Consider the following 21,628-nt stretch of genomic DNA (forward strand, 5'->3'; position numbering starts at 1 on the left):
TTCAAGCGGAACTGCTACGTCTGTACGGACTTCGTGTCAATCATAAGAAAGTTCTCCGCATCATGCAGAAACTTGGGATCCAAGCTGTCATTCGTCGAAAACGCTTGTGTCAAAATCAATCTCGCACTCCCATGGGAGTGCGAATCGCAGAAAACCTTCTAAACCGTCACTTTCGTGCTGATGCTCCCAACCAAAAATGGGTGACAGATGTAACATGGATTCGTGCTGGAAATCAAACATTATATCTCTCTGTTATTATGGATTTATTCAACAATGAGATTGTGGCATATAACATGAGCACTCGTAATGACAATCAACTTGTTCTGGATACCGTTCGTAAAGCTGTAGAAAAAAGAATGGATGTTACTGGAACCATTCTTCATAGTGACCGAGGATTCCAGTACACATCCTATGAATATCATCACTTGCTGAATCAATTCGGCATTCGTCCCAGCATGTCTCGAAAAGGCAACTGCTTGGACAATGCCGCCATGGAAAGCTTCTTTTCCCACTTAAAAACAGAAGCTCTCTATCCCTATGATATACAACATTGTAACCAAGCACAAAACTTAATTCACAACTATATTTTCTTTTACAATGAGGAGCGGATTCAATTGAAGTTAAATAGATTGACGCCTGTTGAATACAGGCGTCAGAAAACAGCTTAACAAGGGTGTTTTTTACGTGTCTACTTTTTTGGGTCTTGACCAGGGCAAGCCCCGGCTTTTTTTTTTCGTGCCGCTTCCCGGCACCCGTTTTTCCGCTTTATGCTGATGCGTCCCGTCAGCCTTTGACCGACCCCGCGAGCAATCCTCTGATGAAATATTTGCCCAACAAGATATAGACGAGGAGCGTCGGCAAGGCCGCCAGGAGCGCGCCGGCCATTTGCACGTTCCATTCGACGACCTGGCTGCCGGCCAAGTTTTGCAAAGCGACCATGATCGGCTGTTGCGCCGAGGACGTGATCGTCACCGCAAAAAGAAACTCGTTCCAAATGTTCGTAAACTGCCAGATCGCCACGACGACAAAGCCCGTGATCGACAGCGGCATGATGATGTGCCGGTAAATGCCGACGAACCCGGCGCCGTCGATCTGCGCCGACTCCACGAGGGAATCGGGGATGTTCGCGTAAAAGTTGCGAAACATGAGCGTCGTAATCGGAAGCCCGTAGACGACGTGGACGAGAATCAAGCCCGGAATCGAATTATAGAGCCCGATGTTGCGGATGAATTGCAACAGCGGAATCAAGATGCTCTGATACGGGATGAACATGCCGAACAAAATCGCCGTGAACACCCAATCGGAGCCTTTGAACTTCCATTTGGACAACACATAGCCATTCAGCGATCCGAGCAGCGCCGACAAAAGCGTCGCCGGGACGACGAGATAAATCGTGTTCATAAAGTTCGGCGCCAGTTTGGAAAAGGCTTCGGCATAGCCGGCGAAATCGATGTGGGCGGGCGGTTTCCACATCGTCGCGATCGACACTTCATCGAACGGCTTCAGGCTCGTCACGAGCATGACGTAAACGGGCACGAGAAAGAGGACGCCGAGAATCACCAAGATGAGATAAATCAACGGCCGCGCGAACGCTTTTGCCATTCACGACTCCCCTTTCCGGCTCGAAATCAGGTAAGGGATGATAAAGACCGCGACCATGATGAGCATGATGATCGCAATCGCCGCCCCTTGCGCATAGTCATTGCCGCGGAAGGTCGTCTCGAACATGAAAACCCCCGGCATGTCGGTCACGTAGTTGGCTCCGGGTCCGGTCATCGCATAGATCAAATCAAAGATTTTCAAGGAAATGTGGGCCATGATGATCACGACGCTGTAGGTGATCGGCTTCAGCTGCGGCAAGATGATTTTCCGATAGATTTGAAACTCGCTCGCCCCGTCAATGCGCGCCGCCTCGCGGACGTCTTCAGGAATCGCGCGCAAACCGGCCAAATACATCGCCAACGAAAACCCCGTCATTTGCCAGACGGCGGCAATGACGACGGCGATGAGCGCCACCGGCAATCCGAAATCGATTTGCCCGATATGCCACGACGGGACGATCGACGTGTCGGTATACCACTTCGGGTGAATACCGAAATCTTTCAGCAGAAGGTTAACCCCCGTTTCCGGGTTTAAAATCCAGCGCCAAACGACCCCCGTCACGACAAAAGACAAGGCCATCGGAAACAGAAAAATGTTGCGAAACAACGATTCGGCCTTTAAACGCTGGTCGATGAAGATCGCCAACATTTGGCCGAGCAGCACGACAAGAACGATGAAAAAGACCGAGAAAAACAACGTATTTCTCAAATCCGCCTGGAACCGGAAATTATGGAACAAAGCTTGATAGTTCGCCAAACCGGCGAAAGTGAAATCGGGCAGCAGCGAATGCCAACGGCTGACGGACACATAAGCCGTCCAGCTGATAAACCCGTAGACGAAAATCGCAAGCAAAATGATGGAAGGCAACAAGAATAAAAAGGCCAGCCAGCGATCTTTGCTCAAACCGGCGCGTTTTCTTTTCTTGGTTTTTATTGCCGGCGTCACTTCTGCGGTTTCTAACGCCTCTCGCTCAAGCACGACTTTCCCTCCCTGCATCCACGACAGCCACCGAAGACGTCAAGGCATGTTTGACACAGAAAAGAGGGAAGTTTCCCTCCCTCTTCCCGTCGGCTGTCATTGTTTCAATTGTGAACTGGCGTCTTTCAATGCTTGGATAAAGTTAGCCACGTTCTTTTGCGTGACGAAGATGTTGACCGCTTGGTTCACTTTCGTGAGAAAGCTTTCCGGCGCTGCCGAACCGTGGGCCAGGCTCGGGGTCAAGCTGTTGGACTTAAAGTCTTCCATCGCTTTTTTGCTGTAATCGTCGTATTTCGAAACATCCGTATCGGTGCGCGCCGGAATCGAGCCTTTTTTCGGATTGAAGGCATCTTGGCCGTCCACGGAGCCGAGTTCGGTCAAGAATTTTTTGACTTGATCCGGTTTGCTGACCCCTTTCGGCAAGCCGAAAGTATCGGTGATGACCATGAACATGCCGTCGGTCTCCGGCGTCACGACCGCGCCGTAGTCTTGATCATATTTCAAGCCTTTGCTCGTAAAGTAGCCTTTCGCCCAGTCGCCCATGATGTTCATCGCCGCTTTGCCGTCGGCCACCAGCTGGGTGGCGTCTTGCCAAGCCAACGAGCTGTGATCGGCGTTCACATAGTTCAGCATCTTCTTGAAGATATCCGCCGCTTCTTTTACCGCCGGATCATCAAACGGCACTTCGCCCGTCCACAATTGTCTGTATTTGTCGGGGCCGAGTTTCGCCAGGAGGATGTTTTCAAACACCATCGTCGACTCCCAGACATCTTTGTCGCCGATCGCAAGCGGGGTAATGCCTTTCGCTTTTAACTTATCCGCGACTTTAAAGAAATCATCAAAGGTTTTCGGCGGCTCAAGGCCATTGTCTTCAAAGATCTTTTTGTTGTACCAGAGCACGTTGCCGCGGTGGATGTCGACCGGCACCGCATAGATTTTGCCGTTATAGCTGACCATGTCGATCAGGTCTTTCGGGAACTTGCCGTCCCAGCCGTTCTTTTTGTACAGGCTGTCCAATGCCTCCATTTTTCCGGCCTTCACCCAAGTCAGCAATTCGGCGCCGCCGTGGACTTGGAACGTCGAAGGCGGATCGCCGCCTTGCATCCGGGTCGCAAGCACCGCTTTCGCATTGGAACCGGCGCCCCCGGCCACGGCTTCATTTTCAATCTTGATATCGGGATACTTTTTATGGAAATCATCGATGAGCGCCTTTAATCCGTCGGCTTCACCGCCGGCCGTCCACCAGCTGAAAATTTCCAGTTTGCCTTTTTCGCTGGACGATCCGCCGGAGCCGCTTGACTTTGAATTGCTGCATCCCGCTAAAACCGCCGCCAAAACGAGCACGGCAATCGCGAACATGCCAAGCCGTTTGAACATGCATGACCCTCCTTAATGTTATGTAAGCGCTATACTTTCAATATAAAGCGCTTTCAAAATATTGTGGCTGGAGGATGCTTCACTTTTTTGTGCTTTTTCTTCACTTTTTTGCCCCTGTGGTTTGAAGGTAAGAAAAAAACCTGAGGTCATGCGGAGCGTCGCGGCAGGCCGGGCAGAGCCGTCCGGCGGTTTGTGCCGCGGAAAACGGCGTCTTACCGGGAGATGTCATCCCCACGGCTTTTTCGCCGCTGCGTTTTTCGGTACGCGCTCGGCGTTTGGCCGGTCCATTTTTTAAACGCACGGCTGAAATAGTTGGGATCGCGGTAACCCACTTCAAAACACACTTCCTTCAGCGTGCTATCGGTGGTGGCCATCAAGGCCATCGCCCGTTCCATGCGCAGTTTGGTGACGTATTCAATGAAGGTCATGCCGGTGTGTTCTTTAAAAAGTTTGCTGAAATAGTAAGGGCTGAGCCCGACGTGCTGGGAAACATCTTCCAGCGTGAGCGGAGCCGTAAAGCGAGCTTTGATATATTCCTTGGCCTGAAACAGCAAACCGCCCGCGTCTTCTTTTTGCCAGCGGGCGCTCTCGTTGAGCGCTCGCATGAGGGCCGCCAGGATTTCCTCTCTCAAGCGGTTCAGATCCCCCGCCTCTTCAAAAGCGGGAGGCGGAACGCGCAAATCGATCCCCATTTCCCGAAAGAACCGGACGATGATGACCCACAACTCGCGCAGGCGCTCGCGGACGACGCGGACATCCCCGCCGGTTTCCCGCTCCAGATATCCGAAATAATCGTGAAAGGCGGACACCAATCGGTTGCCGTCCCCGCTTTTTACCGCTGCCATGATGTTCCGTTCCTTTTCGTCCGATTCATCATCCGTCACAGGTTTTTCAAGCGACGGATGATAATATAAGTATTGGCCTCCGTCCTTCGTCCAATGGAGCGCGCGCAGCGCCTCCTGATAAGAACGGTGAAAGCGCTCGGCCGATGCGACCGGCGTGCCGATCCCGACCCTCAAAGGAACGGAAAATGCTTTCCGGTAACGGCGCATCATCTCGTCGACCATCTGGACGGCTTCGGCATGCGGCGAGAGTCCTGGCTTTCCGCCATCGTTGGAGGCGAGCGCGAATATCGGGACTTGGTCGCCGGTCATCGGGCCGACATAGCCGCGGCCCGCCTCTTCGAACCATTGCTTGATCCATCGATAAGCCGCTTTTTTGTCGTCTTGTTGCCCTTGTTCGTCGAACTGGCAGACGATCGCGTAGGCGGAATGGCCGTGCGGATTCAACAGCGCCTCCACGTCATCGACCTCGGCGTCCTGTATATGATCGAGCAGCAAGGCCGCGACCCATTCGGATTGGATGAAGGCGAGCGCTTTCTGGTAAGCGGCTTCCATGCGTTCGCGTTCGATGTCTTTCGCCTTCTCCCGTTTGATCTCTTCAGCGACGCGGCGCACCGTTTCCAATATTTCTTCTTTTGTGCTCGGCTTTAACAAGTACTCCTTCACGCCGACTTTCATCACTTGGCGGGCGTATTCGAACGTGTCGAACGCCGAGACCATGATGAATTTCGTCTTCGGTTTTTCGGCGTGAATCGTTTTGACCGCTTCGATGCCGTCGGTGCCCGGCATCTTGATGTCCATCATAATGATGTCCGGAGAGAGCGTACGCGCGAGTTGAACCGCTTGGCGGCCGTTCGCCGCTTCGCCGATCACCTTCACGTCCTGGATCCCGTCCGCGATCATCTTTTTCAACGCCTGCCTTTCAATCGCTTCATCGTCGGCGATCAGCAGCGTCAACATGACAACCGCCTCCTTTCCTTGTCCCTGCGCGGGCTAAGTTAAACGGCGCGCGACGTTTTCGGCAGCCGCAAGGAAACCGTCGTGCCCTTTCCAGGCGCGGAATCGACCGTGACGATATCCGTGCGGTCGAAAAAAAGCTGAAGCCGCCGAACAACGTTTTTAAAGCCCAGACCGGTCGAATGGCCGCTCGGAGAGGGCGGCGCCTCCCGCGGGTCGGTCTCGTGATCGTCCCATTGCAGCAAACGCCGCACCGTTTCCGCGTCCATGCCGACGCCGTTGTCGGCGATTTCGACCAAAACGGCCTCATCCATGTCCTTGATGCGCAAGCGAATCTCCCCGCCGTTTTCATACGATTCCACGCCGTGGATAAACGCGTTTTCAACAAGCGGCTGCAGCGTTAAATTCGGCATTTTCAAGTCGAGGCACGATTCATCGACGTCCGCGATAAACCGGACCCGGTCGCCGAAGCGGGCTTTCTGCAGGAAAAAGTACTTTTCAATGATTTCCATTTCCTTGCCGAGCGTCGTCGGGCGGTCCAAACGGCTGAGATTGTGGCGCAATAAAGCGCTGATGGCTTCGATGAGCTCGGACGTTTTTTCGGCCCCTTCCAAATACGCGGTCCTGGTGATCGTGTTTAAAACATTGAACAAAAAGTGGGGATGGATTTGGTTTTGCAGGCTCTTTAGCTCCATCTCTTTCAGCAGCCGGTCGAGTTCGGATTTTTTTTGGATCTCTCCGATCAGATTGCGGATATTCTCCCTCATGTCATTAAAGGTATGGGTCAGAAACCTGAACTCGTCCCGCGTCGAAACTTCCACCGGCTTGCCGTCGAATTTCCCTTTGGAAATTTCCCGGGCCGCCGCGCTCAAACGGGCGATCGGGCGGGTGATGCCCCGCGAAATGTAGAGGGCAAAGAGCACGCTCAGGAGAGTGACCGTCACGAACACCGATATGCCCATGGATTGAAAGTACTTGTTTTTCATGTTCATGTTTTCATAGAATTGGTGGTATTGGGTGAGTTCGTCGTTCGTCAAGGTCAAGGTCGTCTGCTGGATGAGATGAAGAATGCTTTCGGCTTCCGCCATATGCTCGGAATACGCGTCAATGTTTTGCTTCTGAAAGGCATCCGAGACGATGCCGCACTCATCAAGGAAACTCGTAATCATGTTTCGGTAATTTTCGACCGTCAGATAGTTTTTCTCGTTTTCAATCTGACCGGAAAGATCTTCTTGAAGCCTTCGCAGCTCAAGGCGCTCGTCAAGATAACGGCGGTAATATTCCGGCGTCCGCTCGACCAAATACGCGTTCAACGTTTGATAGACGGTTTCCGCCTTATGGGAGATTTCGTTGAGCAGATAGAACCGCTGCAAAAGGCGGTCGTATTGATCGATGGACCGCTGCCCGCCGTGATAGAGAAGATAGCTGACGCCGTTCATGACAAGGATCAATAGAAGGAAAAAGATCATGAGTTTCGTGCGAAAGCGGATCAAGGCATCCGCCTCCCGTTTTCGTCCATCGGGGTCGACTGCAAGTCTTTGGCGGTCAGGATGCGGCAAGGCGTGTGTATGATTTTATGAATGCGCTTTCCATTCAGGATGTCCACCATCGTTTCCACGCTTTTGTAGCCCATTTGGTACGGGTCTTGAGCGATGGTGGCATCGATCCAGCCTTTCTGGATGAGCTCCAGCGTTTCCGGGAGCGTATCGAACGCGATGACGTGAATGTCGCCTTTTTTCTTATAGCTTTGAATGACCGCGGTAATGCCCATCCCGTCCAACGCGCTCGTTCCGACAAAGGCATCGATGTCGGGATGTTTGATGAGAACGTCATACGCCTTTTCAGCGGCTTGGATTTTGGTAATATTTGACGGCTCCACGTCGACGATTTGAATGCCGGGATACGATTTCACCGCGTCTTTAAAACCGGCGACCCGGTCGGTTTGATTGCCCGGCTCCAGGCTCCCGGTGATGATGGCGACTTTGGCCTTTCCGCCGGTGACGCGAACCAGCGCTTCGCCCGCCAGCCGTCCGGCTTCATAATTATCGGTACCGACGTACGCCAGACGGCGGCTGCCGGGGGCGTCGGTATCCACGGTCACGACGGGAATCCCTTTTTGGATGGCTTGGTTGATGATCGGCGTGATCACCGGGCGATTGATCCCCTGCGTAATGATGCCGTCCACCCTTGACGCGATCGCCGCCTCGATCACGTTGACGTGCTCGGCCATATCCCTTTGAACAGGGCCCGAATATTCCACCGCGGCGTTGTACTTTTTGGCGGCATCCTTCGCGCCCTTTTCAATCAGACGCCAATACGGGTTATCCATTTCTTCAGGCACGAGGACGAAATGATAGGCCGGCCGTTTAAAGCCCGAAGCGGCCGCGGCCGGCGTATCATAATGAAGCGCTTTCAATAGAAACCAGACGGAAAGCGTCAGAAAAACGAGACACGACACCGCCAAAGCGGTGAGAAACAGGAAGCGAAGCTGATGATTCATGGATCCCCTCCGACGCCAAGAAACCTTTTCCGGATTTCCGCGCTCATCGGTCTGACGGCCCGAATTTATCGTTGATTTTCGCCTCATAACGGCGGAACGCCTTGGATTTTTCCCAATTTTTGTCTTCGGCCAGCCGTTGGAAGCGCAGCCGCTTTTCGTTCAGCTTCCGCTCCAACCTTTGTTTTTCTTCGGGATCGGTACAGCATCGGAGCAAATCTTGCAAAGTCCGAATTTCTTTATCCAATGATTTATCATCGTCGATGAAACCGGCGTTTTTCAACACTTTATAAGCCATTCTCAGATCCTCCGGCACGGAAGAGAGGTCTTCCAGCTGCAACGGTTGGCCCATTCCCGGCAAATGATCGAATTCCCCATTTTTTATGGCCGTCCGGATTTTATCCTCGGCGACCAAGGCAAAGATATCCATCGCTTTCGCCCTCCTAGAAAGTAATCAACGAACGTTCATCCATTCCGCTTTTCCCGCGTGCCGGATTCGTAAAAACGCATGGGCCGGAAGCGCCCGGGCGATGAAACCCTTTTTATTCATCATATCACGGCATGGGAGCAATGTTGACGGAAAACCTCGCCTTCAGGGCGTTCGCCCGATCACAGGCGACAACGCGGACGTTTCCACCGACCGTAAAAGCCGTCTCGCCTCCGCAATGAACGTTTGGGTGCCGACGACCAAGATGAGTTCCGGCGCGAGGGCGCGCGCCCGTTCCAGCGCTTTATACAAGGGTTTGACGCTCTCGGCGGAGGCGCCGCATCTTGCGGCGGCCGCCAACGCATCCGGCGGAAAAGCTTTATGCGAACGCTCCGGTTCCGTGACGATGAGGGTGCGTGAGAAACGGGCGCAGACGGCATAGACGCCTTCGTAATCTTTGTCCCGCGAAACGCCGGCCACGGTCACGACGTCCTTCACGCCCATCGCGCGGATCACTTCTTCGACGTATTCGGCGGAACGGCGGTGGATCGCTCCGTCCAACAGCACCGCCGGATCAACGCCGATGAGCTCGCAGCGCCCCGGCCACTCAATGTCTTTCATGACGCGCCGAACGGTCGCCGCCTCCAGCGCCCGTCCTTCCACCGCCTCGCACGTCTTGATCGCCACCGCGGCATTGTCGGCCTGAAACGAACCGAGCAGGGCAAGATCAAGGGATCCGTAGCGGCGTTGGTCCGTCCAGACTTTAAAATGGGTGCCGCGGCGGTCCATGCGAACGTCGACGGCTTGCATCGCTTCGCCGAACGCGAAGACGCGGGCGTTCTTTTCCGACAATCGGCCGCGCAAAAAGCGCATCACCTCGGCATCATGCTGCCTCCCAATGATGACCGCTTCAGTCGCCGCCTTGACGATTCCGATTTTATGCGCCGCGACGTCCATGATCGTTTTGCCGAGCGGGCCGAGATGTTCGGCCATGATCGGCGTGAGAACGGCCCAGCGGTTGTCCAGCACGTTCGCCTCGTCATACCGGCCCCCGCGCCCGCATTCGATGACGTTGATGTCCGTGTTTTCCGCTTTAAAATGGATCAACGCGGCGGCGAGGGCAATGCCGATCGGCCCCAAATATTTGTGGGACGGCAGTTCCGATTCGATTGTGGTGACCGCGCTTTCGATGCCGCTCATGATTTCCACGAACCGCTCATCGGAAATCGGACGGCCGTTCACGCGAATCCGCTCCGTAAAGTCCAAGAGATGGGGTGAGGTGAACAAACCGACCTTGTGGCCGCACGCGGCGAGAAGCGCGGCGATCATCCGGGCCGTCGACCCCTTGCCCTTGCTGCCCGTGACCAATATGAATCGGCCGCCTTCATCCGGACGGCCGATCCTCTCGAGCAAACGGCGCGTGAGGCCGATGTCGCGCGTCACCGAATCGTCGCCCTTCGGCAGAAAATCCCTTGCCCTTAAGTACGAGCGATAGATTAAATCTTCCGCTTCTTTTTTCGTCTTCACGCTCATCGGCTGGCCACCTTCTCGCGACGTTCGGCGAAAAAGCGTGCGCGCACGGCGCCGACCAAATAGAGAGACCCCGTCACCAAAAGCCCTTCTCCCGATTTGATGCGGCGGAGGGCATCCGTCCAAGCGTCCTCCAGCTCCTCATGATAGGTGTATGAAAGGCCGCATGTCCGAAAAGCCGCTTCCACTTCCGTTCTGGCGACGCGGCGCGCGGCGAACGGTGAAGGAACGACGACATAATGGGCAGCCGGAAGCGCGAGCGCTTCCAGCATGTCCGCCGGATTTTTTCCGGAAACAAAAGACGTCAGCACGACCGCCGGATGAAAACCGGCGGCGTGCAAACTTTCTTTCAACGCCTTTAATTCCAGCGGATTATGGGCGCCGTCCAAAATGACGGGAACGCCCTCCCATTGCCGCTCCTCCATCCGGCCGGGAAAATCGACGCGGGCCAGCCCCCGCACCATATCCCGTTCGCAAATGGCAAAACCCGCCTCGCGCAGGCATTCGATGATCCTCAGGGCGTTGGCCGCGTTTTGCTGCTGATGCTTGCCTTTAAGCCCGAGCCGAAGTCCCCGCAACGCGATGTTTCCTCCGGTGTACGTCAATCCGGCCGGACCGCTCGCCATGGCATAATCGCGGTCGATGAAAAGAAAACGCGCTTTTGATCGGGCTTCGAGCGTTTGCAAATACCGGCGCGCGCTTTCATTGCGCATGCCGCAGACGGCCCATTTCGTCTCCGGTTTGATGATCGCGCTTTTATCCGAGGTGATCGCTTCGATGGTGTCCCCGAGCAATTTGGTATGGTCGAGCGTGATTTCGGTCAAGCAGGCGACGAGCGGTTCAAAAATGTTGGAGGGATCGCTCGCCCCGCCGGCGCCGTTTTCGTAAACGATCAGCCGCACTCTTTTTTTCTTGAACCACAAAAACGCGATCAAGGTCATCAAGTGTTTATGGCCCGCATCCCGCATGTCCGCTTCCGATGCGATCTCCGCAATCTCGCTCACGATGGCCGCCAACTCATCTGGAGAGATCATTTTTCCATCCACGGCAAAGCGTTCCTCATACCTGGATAGATGCGGTCCGGTGAACAAACCGTGGGCGATGCCCGCTTCTCGTAAAACGGACGAGACAAAGGCCGCCGTCGAACCCTTGCCGCACGACCCGGTGATCTGCACGATGTCAAACGCGCGGTGATCGATGCCAAAGCGCTGCAACAGGGCCTCCATGACTTGCAAATGCCGCCCGTTTTCGCGCGACGCTTTCCTTTTTTGGAACGTCTCGATATAGTTTAAACACGCTGCGTAGTCCAAGGCGTAGGCTCCTTTTTCGTCCGGTTGCTTCAATTATAGAATTATCGTAGCCGACTCCTCGCATTCGCGCAACTTTCAAACATAGAAAACGCGGCGTCCCATCGCCTGCGGTTCCGGGCACCATGTTACAAAAACGGTCTTTCTGCGGCACCGGCTTCGCCCCCATCTTTTAAACGCGGTCCGAACACCGGCGGGGCTTTCAAAGCCCGGCGTTCACCGCTCGCAACCGTTGCGGACGGCACGAAAAACGGACAGCCACGCCGCTGCCCGAACATCCGTTGGAAAATCACAGCATCTAAAACGCCTCTTCGCTTATGGGGTCCCGTCCCCTACCGGTACAGCGCTTCTTTCATCATCCGCTTGGCCTTGATATAGGCCAACGCTTCCGTGATTTCTTCCTCCGTCACTTCTTCCCCATCCAGCATGACGGAAACCCTTTTGATTTCCTCTTCGATCGGGCGTTCTTCGATGCGTTCCCCATGGACCCCGACCGCTTCGCGCCCCATGAGATAATCCATAGAAACGCCGAAGTATTCGGCATATTTCATCAATTGACTCACGGTCGGTTCCTTCTTGCCCATCTCAAATCCCCAAATGACCGTTTTCAACAACTTCAGCTCATCGGACAACTGGTCAGCCGTCAGTCCGCGTTCCTCGCGCAACTTTTTCAGCCTTTGTCCCAGCGTCATCACCAACACCGCCCTTTTAAAATCATTTTTTCTTGGGAATTTTCTCTCTCTTTCATTATATCAAAATTGAGACGGAGGTGTGAATCCTTTTTCAAAAAAAGATTGCCACAATTCGGACTCGGTTCATTCGAACCATCACAAAGGGCGATGCAGCTTTTTCCGGGACGGCATGCGGAGCGAAAACAGGACGATGAGCAAGCTCACCAGCATGCAGACGAACGCCGCCGTGTGCAGATGGGCGGTGTCCAAGTGGCGGTTAAACAAAATGCCGAGCAGACTCGACGACAAAATCGACCCCAGAAACCGGCACGTTTGGAACAACCCCGACGCCGTCCCCGTTTCTTCCGGACGAACGAATTCATACAAGGCGGTTTGGATGGAAATGTTGTTAAAACCGTTGCTGATGCCAAGCACTGACATGACGGCCACTAACCAAACGGGCGCAGAGGTTCCATGAATGGTCAACAACAGCCACGTCCCGGCAAGCGCCGTCAAGGCTCCGGCCAAGAGCGGCGGTTTCGAGCCGGCGCGGTCGATCCAGCGCCCGGCCAGCGGAGCGATGATCACGCCGTAGCCCGCGATCGAAAGCATGAGCAAACCGGTTTCCCGTTCGCTGTAGCCGCGCACCTGCTGAAGGAACGTCGGCATGCCGAAAAACAACGTGTAGAAAACGACATTGACGGCTATAAAGTGCAAATACACCATCGTCGCGTTCACGTTGCTTTTTAAGGCGGCCAGATCAATAAAAGGCTCGCGGCGGTTCCGCTCATAAAACGTGAAGCAAACGAGCGCGACCGCAAAGACAAGCCCCGCTCCCCAGCGAACCGCCTCTCCAAGCGACAGCAAAAATAAAAGCAAAGCGATGATAGCGGCGACAAAAAGGGCGATGCCCCCGAAGTCGATGCGTCCGAACTCGATCTTTCCTTTTCCCGTATCCGGGAGAATGAAAACGGCCAAGGCAAACGCCGCGACAATAAACGGCAAGTTCACCAGAAAGATCGCTTGCCAATCCCAATATTCAATGAGAAAACCGCCGATCGACGGTCCGAAAGCGGCGGAAACGGAAGAAAAAACGGCGAGGACGGACAGCGCCCGCGCTTGTCCTTCCGTAATCGCCGCGCGCACGATCGACATGCCGCTCGGGAACAGCGTGGAACTGCCGATCGCTTGCAGCGCCCGAAACGCGACGAGCGTCCAAAAATTCGGGGCGAACGGTGCGAGCGCCGATGCCCCGGCGACCAGGACGAGCCCGATCAAAAACAGCCGCTTTGCGCCAAACATGTCGCTTAATTTTCCCATCACCGGCTGGGCCGACGCGCTGGCCAAGTAAAACGCCGATATCAGCCAGGAGGCATCGGCGAAGGTCAGCCGGTATTCCTGTTCGAGCCGCGTCAAAGCCACGGCGATCATCGAAGAGTTCAAGGGGTTAAGAAGCGTGCCGAGCCCGACCGTCAGCACGAGCAGCCAAGATCTTCTGTAGGTTTCCGGCATGAGTGGGTCACCTGATTTTTTATAAGATTTTCAATAACTATATCATATACAAAAATAAACCCGGACGAGACGAAAAACGCCCCGTCCGGCAGCGCGCGGGAAACCGGCGGTTCGCCCGCTTTCGGCGCTTCCGCAAAAGAACGAGGGGTGCCGCCGGCCCCTTCACCGGCTTGATTTAAGGCGCGCCGTTATTCCATTTTAAGGTAGAGATTCTGGATCTCCGTTTTGATCAGCGGAACGTGGTTGGAAACCTGGCGTAGTTTATATCCGACATAAAGCGGTGACGTCGCAAATCTCGGGACGATTTTCGCGATGATCTTTTCCGACCATCGGTAGAAGAACAGATTATAGCTCGATGTGCCGCCATGATAATGGTGAAGCGTATAGTGCGCGGCGATTTGAATCAGCCGCGCCGCCCGGTCGATGGCCTCTAGATCTTCAAGAATGACGTTGAATTCCGTCATGCCGATCATCGGCCGGGTCGATACATTAAACGCCACGCCGTTTTCGCGATGGATCGTTTCGCCTTCAAAATATTCATCCCGCAAATTCTCGCGATAATCGATCGTTTTTAGCCCGATGATTTGCATGTGGGGGTGGCGGATCGAACCGCCGGACAGCGGTCCGTGGTTTTTAAAAAACAACGCGGAGCGGAAGGCGGCGTTGTTTTCCATTTCCATCCATTTCTCGACGCCGAAACGTATCAATTGGTAGAGATGCGGCAGCGGATATTCGGACAGCTCCGACTGGCATTCGTCCGTTTCAATGAGGACCGTCTGATAGGCGTCTTGTAAAACCGGATATTTGTTTTCCACTAGCATCATAGAACCGCGCACTTCCAAAATGCGCGCCAGTTCCTCCGGTCTGCAGAACGGGCAAGGGCTGTTGCGGTGGATGCTGTTCGGCTTTTGTTTGGCGATCGCCTGGTCAAACAATAAAATCGAGTCTTGCATTTTTAACCACCCGATTCATCGTCTGGAAAATGCGAAACCCTGCGCAAGAATTTAAGCCGGTTGTCATGCGATCGGCGCACGTCACTCTGTCTTCCGGCTTTCGAACATCTTCACCGGCCTTGTCTAAACGATCAAAACGCTCCGGACCGCTGCTTTTTTCGGCAAACTCTTTCAAATCCATCATATAACAACATTCAGGGATGTCCAAGGCAAATGGGATGAAAAGGGCTTGCGGCCGATCATGGGAGCGTCTGCGCTCTCCCTTTAGAGAGGGGGCGCGGGGATGTCCGTCTCGTTTCGCCGGTTTGTAAGGGAAACAGACACCCCGCTTTTTCGTCTGCGCACATGGCGACGATCGGTTTGTTACGACGTCAAGAGATTGCGGATGACCGAATCCTCTACGGTAATAGGGTGGACGGGCACGCGGGACACATCGGCGTTCCCGATGAGCTCGCGGGCGCGGACGGGCTCGGGACGGTCGAGTCATCCATACAGATAGGCCAGCGTGCCGACCACCGCCTCCGGCTTGACCCCGGCCTTGCGCAAGTTGGAAAGCCCGATCATCGATCCATGCCGCTTCGCCAAACGCTTGCCGTCGGGCCCAAATAAAAGCGGAACATGGGCGAATTGCGGAATCGGCAGGCCGAGCGCTTCATACAACAAAATTTGGCGCGGCGTCGAATCCAGTAAATCGGAACCCCGGACAACTTGCGTGACACCCATCGCCCCATCGTCGACGACGACCGCCAATTGATAGCTCATGATGCCGTCGGCGCGCTTGACGACGAAGTCGCCGCCAAAGCCGGGCGGAAACGATTGCTCGCCCATGATCAAATCGCGAAAAGCAATCGTCCGCTCGGGCAAACGGAAGCGGAAGGACGGCGTTTTGACGCGCGCTTTTTCCGCCCGCTCCGCTTCGCTCAACTCCCGGCAAAAACCGGGATAGACGGGGCCTTCCGATGCCCGGCCGTGCGGGGCGCTCGCGAGCTGCAGCAAATCCTTTCGGCTGCAAAAGCACGGATAGAGCCAACCCGCCCGTTCCAAACGGCGAAAAGCGTCCTCGTACCACTCGCGCCGTTCGCTCTGGTTGTACGGGCCATAAGGGCCGCCGACATCGGGCCCTTCGTCCCAGTCGAGCCCGAGCCATTGCAAATCCTCAAGAATGCCCGCCGCGTATTGCGGCTTCGAGCGCGGTCCGTCGAGGTCTTCCATCCTTAAAATAAACGCGCCGCCTTCATTCCGTACCGCCAGCCACGCGAGGAGCGCGGTGCCGGCGTTGCCGATGTGCATGGCGCCCGAGGGTGTCGGGGCGAATCGTCCGCGCAACATAAACCATCACCGCCTCATCTAGCTGCCGCATCCCATCCATCTTCACAAATCCTATAGACTTCGCACGTTCGGACTTGCCGAATTCGGCCATGGACGGATTTACGCTTTTTCGGCAACGAGGGTAAATTGTTTCGGAATCCCGATGTCGTCGATCTTGATGTTCGGCGCCTCGTCCAAGCGGCGAACGATCAAGCCCGCTTCGGCAAAAGCCGTCACGATCTCGCCGAGCGTCCATCTTCTTTCATAGACCTTCGGGGGATCGCCATCGCGGCGGGCGTACTTGCTGAAAGCGACGTCGACGGGCAACAGGGTTTTATCAAAGTAATTCCCGGTCACTTTATGCTTTTTTCCCTTGGAGGTAATCAACTTCGTCGACACCGGATGAAAGTCTTGCAAAACCAATCTTCCGCCGCTTTTCAACAAACCGACGACGACTTCGGCCAATCGTTCCAAGTCAACAAAATAGTGAAGAATGCCGAGCTCCATGACGGCGAGATCATACGATCCGTCGATTTCTTCTTTCGGAAGATCCAGCACATCCGACACGATATAACGAAGAGGGGCGCCCGCCGCTTCGGCCACCTCTTCGGCGTAGCGCGCGTTTTCCCGCGACAGATCGATGACCGTGGCGTCCGCGCCGAGCAACCCCATGGCAATCGCCTTGGTGCCGTGTGAACCGAGGAGATTCACGACTCTTTTGCCCGCGAGATCGCCCAAATACCCCCGGATGGAATGGAGGCGGCCGTCCGGATCGCGGCGGATTTTGGCCGCCCACTCCGCAGGCGGCCCGAACCGGCGGACCCACGCGTCATAAGCCCCGTCGTTCCAGGCGGCATCGGTCAGTTCCGTGTTCGTCTTTTGCAGTTGGGAAAGGTGCCGTTTGATCGCCGCGCGCAGAGGGTCCCCTTTCTCCAACACCCGGAGATAATAGTCCAGCGCTTTCACCCAGACCGTCCGGCCGCCCAACACGACAGGGATGCGGTCGGGATCGGTCGCCACGACCGTGTTATAAACGCAGGCGATCTCCATGTTCGTCCCGTGGATGGATAAACGGAAGGCGTCGCGGCGGCCGCCGCGTTCGATGCCGCCCGCCTCGAAATCTTCAAAAAGCGCGTGCGCTTTTAAAAAGACATCCCACTGAACGTCGATCTCTATCAAGTCGGCGGAGACGTCGATGCCTTGCGCGCGGAGACTGGCGGCGCCCATCACCGTATAGGCGATGCGGGCTTCTTCCAACCTCGCTACCGCTTCGGCGAGCGCCGCATGGAACGGATGATGACGGTTCAACCTTCTTCAACCTCTGCTGTCATGAATTCATTGTCGTGTGTCCTTCCCCTTTCTGCGTTTCAGAACATGCCTCAACGCGTTAAACCGCAACGTGGCGAACAGGGGATCGTTTGCTTCACCGCCACTTTGGCGATGAACAGCCGAGAAATTAAAACCATTGCGAGGCATCGTTCAAAACCGGTTCGGCGGCCCAGCCGGCCCGATATCTCGAGAACGCGGCCACCCGCCAACGATTCGGCACTCATCGGCCGAACCGACGCGGCTGAAAACGCGCCCGGCCGCACCCGCTAAAAGGAAGCCTTACTCATCCGCCGGGAAGAGGATGCCGTTTTGCTTGCGGGCGGTTTCCGTAATCGTCAGCACCGTTCGGCTCAACGCTTTCAGCGCTTCGTACCCGCTTTGATCCGCCGATTCAATGATGCGCGCAAATTCTTCCGCTTCGTACACCATATCTTGCTCGTGTTGCTCGACGTGAAAAGCTTCCGTTTTTCCGGTCTTTCTTTCCTTTAAGGTGAGCGTCGAGATCGGCGCGACTTTATCGAACGCAATCGTTCCGTCTTCCCCATGAATTTCGCACGCGAGCCCGGCATCGGCGATTTTCGAACATAAAACGGTGACCACAAACCCGTCGTAGTCCAGAACGAGCGTGCCGCCGCCGTCCACGCCGCCCCTGAGCAAAATCGGATGGTACGAGACCTTTTTCGGTTCGCCGAACAGAGCGACGGCAAGATAAGTGGGATAAACGCCGAGATCGACGAGCGCGCCACCCGAGAACTTGCGGGTGAACACGTTCGGCTCCTCGCCGTTTTTGAACGCATCATAACGGGAGGAATATTGCATCAAATGAAAAACGGCGCCGCGCACGGTCCCGATGTCCTTGATCCGGTCTTTCAACCGCTTGAAATTCGGCGCGTGGATGTTCCGGATCGCTTCGAACAAATAAACGCCGTTTGCCTCCGCGCTGGCAAAAGCGGCCTCCCACTCCTTCATATTTGAAAAAATCGGCTTTTCACAAATGACGTGTTTGCCGTTTTCCAAAAACAATTTGGCGTGCGCGTAATGCAAGGCGTTGGGGGACGCGATGTAGACGACATCAATGTCCGGCGCCTTGGCCATTTCTTCAATGTTATCGTACGCGTTCGGCGCCCCGAAGCGATCGGCGAAGGCGCGCGCTTTCTCCAAGGACCGGGAATACACGCTATGTAAAGTAAATTTCCCGCTTAAATGTGCCGCTTCGATGAAACTGGCCGTGATCCAATTGGTGCCAACAGTTCCGAGACGCATGGCCGATCTCTCCTTTTTCTCTTTTATCGTCGCTGTTCCAGCCGCCGCTTTGCCCGCCGCATCTTCCAGCGGACGGCACGAGCCCCTTTTGGCCGGACGGCTTCTTGCTTAAAAGGATCCTTATTTATTTTAACACGAAAATCCATCCCACCGATTTATGTAATAAAAAATAACAAAAATGACGGGGGAACCGAAAAATTTTTATTTTTTATTATTGCATCCGCCCCGAAAACAAACTATATTATTACATATAATGTTATATTTTATTACATTAAGGGGGATAAAAATGGACGTCAAGGACTTAGCTTCCCAAATGGATGCGCTTTGGGTGATGGTGGCCGCGATTCTGGTCATTTCGATGCAGGCCGGCTTTGCCTTGCTGGAATCGGGCTCGGTGCGAATGAAAAACGCCAGCCACGTCGCGGCCAAACAAGTGCTCAGCTTCGCCATTGCGACGATCGCATTCTGGGCGTTCGGCTTCGCGATTACTTTTGGCGAAGGAAACCGGATGTTCGGCACCTCGGGCTGGTTCGTGGAGAGCGCAGACGCGTTCCGTTCGCTCGATTGGGCGCACGTCCCTTTGTCTTTAAAATTTTTATTCCAATTGGCTTTCGCCGCCGTTTCGCTGGCCATCGCCTGGGGCGGTTTTGCCGAACGCGCCAAACTTTCCGTCTACATCACCTTCGGGTTTCTCTTCACCGTTTTGATCTATCCGGTCATCGGCCATTGGGTGTGGGGCGGCGGTTGGCTCGCGTCTTTAGGCATGCAGGACTTCGCCGGCTCCACCGTCGTCCATTTGCAAGGAGCGATCGCAGCGCTGATCGCCACGTTGCTGTTGGGGCCGAGAATCGGCAAATTCAATGAGAATAAGACTCCCAACAAGATTCCCGGTCATAACCAGGTTTACACCGTGCTCGGCGGATTCATTCTCTGGTTTGGGTGGTTCGGTTTCAACGCCGGCAGCACAATGGGGACGGCGGACGGATTTTTCGGGTTCGTCGCCATGACAACCAATCTGGCGGCGGCGGCCGGCGCGCTTGGGGCCTTGCTGGCCGCGAAATGGTTCACCGGCGTCGCCGACGTTCCCGCCATGGTCAACGGCATTCTCGCCGCGCTCGTCGCCATCACCGCCTCGTGCGCCTACGTCGAAGCCTGGGCCGCCGTGCTCATCGGTTTGATCGCCGGAGCCGTCACCTTTTGGACGTCCGTCTATTTTGAGAAAAAAGGCGTCGACGATCCGCTCAACGCCTTCTCCGTTCACGGCATCGCCGGCATCCTCGGCACGCTGTCCACGGGCTTCTTCGCCTCGCCGCGTTTGGTCGAGCAAAACGGCATCGGCAAGCCGGGATTGTTTTACGGCGGCGGCTTCCATCAACTGGGGATCCAATTGATCGGTGTGCTCGGAGCAGCGATTTACGTCGCCGTCGTTTCGTTCATCATTCTGTACATTTTAAAGAAAACGATCGGGCTGCGCGTCACCCGCGAAGAAGAGCTGAACGGATTGGACATCAGCGAGCACGGCGAATACGGATATCCTGAGCATCTCCGCCTCAAACCTTGGAGAGAAGCCAAATAAGCGAAGCCGGAAACCGCCCCGGCTTTTTTTCTTTTGGCGAAACCGGTCCGATCGATCCGACTATTAATGTTCATCTCCATTCCGGAAGCGTCCGCCCGTGACGGAATCGATGCCTGGGCCGATCATGGTGGGGAAACGGCGGACCGGTAAACAATTGGTAAACAATTTAAGAAAAATCACGGCATCCGCCTGTTTACCGTCGCGGCATGAACGACACGGAATGCGTGCCTCGTTCCCTTCAAGTTCAATCATTTGAAAGATCGAACCGCGATTCCCTATAATGAATAAACGGAATAAATCGCAATTTTCCCATTAAACGCGCAGAACGGAACGCCGGGTTTCCGCATCAGCCGTTCCACGGCTTTCGGCGACCGTCTCCTTTTTATGCGGCAACATCTCTATAAAGGAGTGAGCGGAGTTGGAATTTGTGAAGATCACAGGCACGGATATCACCGCCTCGCGCATCGGCCTCGGAACATGGGCCATCGGCGGTTGGATGTGGGGCGGAACCGACGAAAGGCAGTCGATCCTTACCATTCATGCGGCGTTGGATAAGGGGATCAACCTCATCGACACGGCCCCGGCATACGGCCAGGGAAGATCCGAAGAAATCGTCGGCAAAGCTCTTAAAGAATACGGCCGGCGCGATGAGATCGTCATCGCCACGAAAACAGGTCTTGACTGGGTCGGTGAAACCGTCTTCCGCAACGGCACGAAAGCCAGAATAAAAAAAGAAGCCGAGGATTCCCTGAAGCGGCTCCAGACCGATTACATCGACATCTACCAAGTGCATTGGCCGGATCCTTTAACCCCGATCGAGGAAACGGCCGAAGCGATGCATGAGCTGTACAAAGAAGGAAAAATCCGGGCGATCGGCGTCAGCAATTTCTCCCCGGAACAAATGGATCGCTTTAAATCCGCGGCGCCGCTGCATACGGTGCAACCGCCCTACAACTTGTTCGAACGCGGCATTGAAAAAGACATTTTGCCGTACTGCCAGCGGCACGGTCTCACAACGCTCCTTTACGGCAGCCTTTGCCGCGGATTGTTGACCGGCAAAATGAGCAAAGAGCGCGTATTCACGGGCGACGACTTGCGCAACACGGATCCGAAATTCCAAGAACCCCGTTACAGCCAATATTTGGACGCCGTGGCCGCTTTGGAAAAACTGGCCAAGGAGCGGTTCGGCAAATCCGTTTTGGCGCTCGCCGTCCGCTGGGTCTTGGACCAACCGGGCGCCAGCATCGCGCTGTGGGGCGCGCGCCGTCCCGATCAAGTCGAACCCGTGAATGATCTCTTCGATTTTACATTGGATGAACAAACGAAAAAGGACATCGACGCCATCATCGCCACCCATGTCAAAGACCCGGTCGGCCCCGAATTCATGGCGCCCCCGGACCGCGAACAAGTGTCTGGTCTGCTCAAAACCAAACAAGAATGAACGCCTCACTCCTCGTCTATTAAAAAAGGGCCGGCCAACTTCGACGGCCCGCCATCCC

At 55.0% G+C, this 21,628-nt stretch carries 19 protein-coding genes; 3 read left to right on the forward strand and 16 right to left on the reverse strand.

Annotated elements, in window-relative coordinates; translation table 11 throughout:
- Window positions 1-668: IS3 family transposase (locus CCB157_RS14150; RefSeq protein WP_143287068.1), on the forward strand; the 668-nt coding region annotated here is incomplete at its 5' end.
- 115 nt (window positions 669-783) lie between these two features.
- On the opposite strand, the gene CCB157_RS14155 is transcribed toward CCB157_RS14150, so the two are convergent.
- The 16 genes from CCB157_RS14155 to CCB157_RS14230 all read right to left on the reverse strand — a co-directional run bounded on the left by CCB157_RS14155 (window position 784) and on the right by CCB157_RS14230 (window position 18,553).
- The gene (locus tag CCB157_RS14155; protein WP_077616529.1) at window positions 784-1,602 is read right to left on the reverse strand and encodes a carbohydrate ABC transporter permease; all 819 of its coding nucleotides are present in this window, start codon (window positions 1,600-1,602) and stop codon (window positions 784-786) included.
- On the reverse strand, window positions 1,603-2,598 hold the full coding sequence (locus tag CCB157_RS14160) for a carbohydrate ABC transporter permease (RefSeq protein WP_077616530.1): 996 nt from the start codon (window positions 2,596-2,598) through the stop codon (window positions 1,603-1,605).
- Between the two features lie 78 nt (window positions 2,599-2,676).
- Complete coding sequence (locus CCB157_RS14165) at window positions 2,677-3,957, reverse strand: ABC transporter substrate-binding protein (RefSeq protein WP_077616531.1); 1,281 nt, start codon at window positions 3,955-3,957, stop codon at window positions 2,677-2,679.
- A gap of 212 nt (window positions 3,958-4,169) precedes the next feature.
- Complete coding sequence (locus CCB157_RS14170; RefSeq protein WP_077616532.1) at window positions 4,170-5,759, reverse strand: AraC family transcriptional regulator; 1,590 nt, start codon at window positions 5,757-5,759, stop codon at window positions 4,170-4,172.
- A gap of 38 nt (window positions 5,760-5,797) precedes the next feature.
- Entirely contained in the window at window positions 5,798-7,249 is a 1,452-nt protein-coding gene (locus tag CCB157_RS14175; protein ID WP_077616533.1) for a sensor histidine kinase, read from the reverse strand.
- Entirely contained in the window at window positions 7,246-8,256 is a 1,011-nt protein-coding gene (locus CCB157_RS14180; RefSeq protein ID WP_077616534.1) for a sugar-binding protein, read from the reverse strand. The genes CCB157_RS14175 and CCB157_RS14180 overlap by 4 nt, the downstream gene beginning before the upstream one ends.
- 43 nt (window positions 8,257-8,299) lie before the next feature.
- Window positions 8,300-8,683, reverse strand: a complete 384-nt coding sequence (locus tag CCB157_RS14185; RefSeq protein ID WP_077616535.1) for a DnaJ family domain-containing protein — start codon at window positions 8,681-8,683, stop codon at window positions 8,300-8,302.
- A 162-nt stretch (window positions 8,684-8,845) separates the two neighbouring features.
- Window positions 8,846-10,213, reverse strand: coding sequence for a bifunctional folylpolyglutamate synthase/dihydrofolate synthase (locus tag CCB157_RS14190; RefSeq protein WP_077616536.1), 1,368 nt, complete (start codon window positions 10,211-10,213; stop codon window positions 8,846-8,848).
- On the reverse strand, window positions 10,210-11,520 hold the full coding sequence (locus CCB157_RS14195; RefSeq protein WP_143287069.1) for a bifunctional folylpolyglutamate synthase/dihydrofolate synthase: 1,311 nt from the start codon (window positions 11,518-11,520) through the stop codon (window positions 10,210-10,212). The genes CCB157_RS14190 and CCB157_RS14195 overlap by 4 nt, the downstream gene beginning before the upstream one ends.
- A gap of 329 nt (window positions 11,521-11,849) precedes the next feature.
- A complete protein-coding gene (locus CCB157_RS14200) occupies window positions 11,850-12,209 on the reverse strand; it encodes a helix-turn-helix domain-containing protein (protein WP_077616538.1) in 360 nt (119 codons plus the stop codon).
- 135 nt (window positions 12,210-12,344) lie between these two features.
- Window positions 12,345-13,700, reverse strand: a complete 1,356-nt coding sequence (locus CCB157_RS14205) for an MFS transporter (protein WP_077616539.1) — start codon at window positions 13,698-13,700, stop codon at window positions 12,345-12,347.
- A gap of 188 nt (window positions 13,701-13,888) precedes the next feature.
- Entirely contained in the window at window positions 13,889-14,653 is a 765-nt protein-coding gene (locus CCB157_RS14210) for a DUF4931 domain-containing protein (protein WP_077616540.1), read from the reverse strand.
- The gene (locus CCB157_RS14215; protein ID WP_077616541.1) at window positions 14,628-14,837 is read right to left on the reverse strand and encodes a hypothetical protein; all 210 of its coding nucleotides are present in this window, start codon (window positions 14,835-14,837) and stop codon (window positions 14,628-14,630) included. The genes CCB157_RS14210 and CCB157_RS14215 overlap by 26 nt, the downstream gene beginning before the upstream one ends.
- A 299-nt stretch (window positions 14,838-15,136) precedes the next feature.
- Complete coding sequence (gene gluQRS, locus CCB157_RS14220; protein ID WP_369688686.1) at window positions 15,137-15,982, reverse strand: tRNA glutamyl-Q(34) synthetase GluQRS; 846 nt, start codon at window positions 15,980-15,982, stop codon at window positions 15,137-15,139.
- A 99-nt stretch (window positions 15,983-16,081) separates the two neighbouring features.
- Window positions 16,082-17,269 (reverse strand): class I SAM-dependent methyltransferase, encoded by a 1,188-nt coding sequence (locus CCB157_RS14225; RefSeq protein WP_238594730.1) that lies wholly within the window; start codon window positions 17,267-17,269, stop codon window positions 16,082-16,084.
- 300 nt (window positions 17,270-17,569) lie between these two features.
- Complete coding sequence (locus CCB157_RS14230) at window positions 17,570-18,553, reverse strand: Gfo/Idh/MocA family protein (protein ID WP_077616542.1); 984 nt, start codon at window positions 18,551-18,553, stop codon at window positions 17,570-17,572.
- Between the two features lie 286 nt (window positions 18,554-18,839).
- Between CCB157_RS14230 and CCB157_RS14235 the strand changes: the two genes are divergently transcribed.
- Complete coding sequence (locus CCB157_RS14235; protein WP_077616543.1) at window positions 18,840-20,129, forward strand: ammonium transporter; 1,290 nt, start codon at window positions 18,840-18,842, stop codon at window positions 20,127-20,129.
- A 418-nt stretch (window positions 20,130-20,547) separates the two neighbouring features.
- On the forward strand, window positions 20,548-21,570 hold the full coding sequence (locus CCB157_RS14240; RefSeq protein ID WP_077616544.1) for an aldo/keto reductase: 1,023 nt from the start codon (window positions 20,548-20,550) through the stop codon (window positions 21,568-21,570).
- Window positions 21,571-21,628 lie beyond the last annotated feature (58 nt).

Source organism: Caenibacillus caldisaponilyticus (assembly GCF_002003465.1).
Classification (GTDB): domain Bacteria; phylum Bacillota; class Bacilli; order Bacillales; family Sporolactobacillaceae; genus Caenibacillus; species Caenibacillus caldisaponilyticus.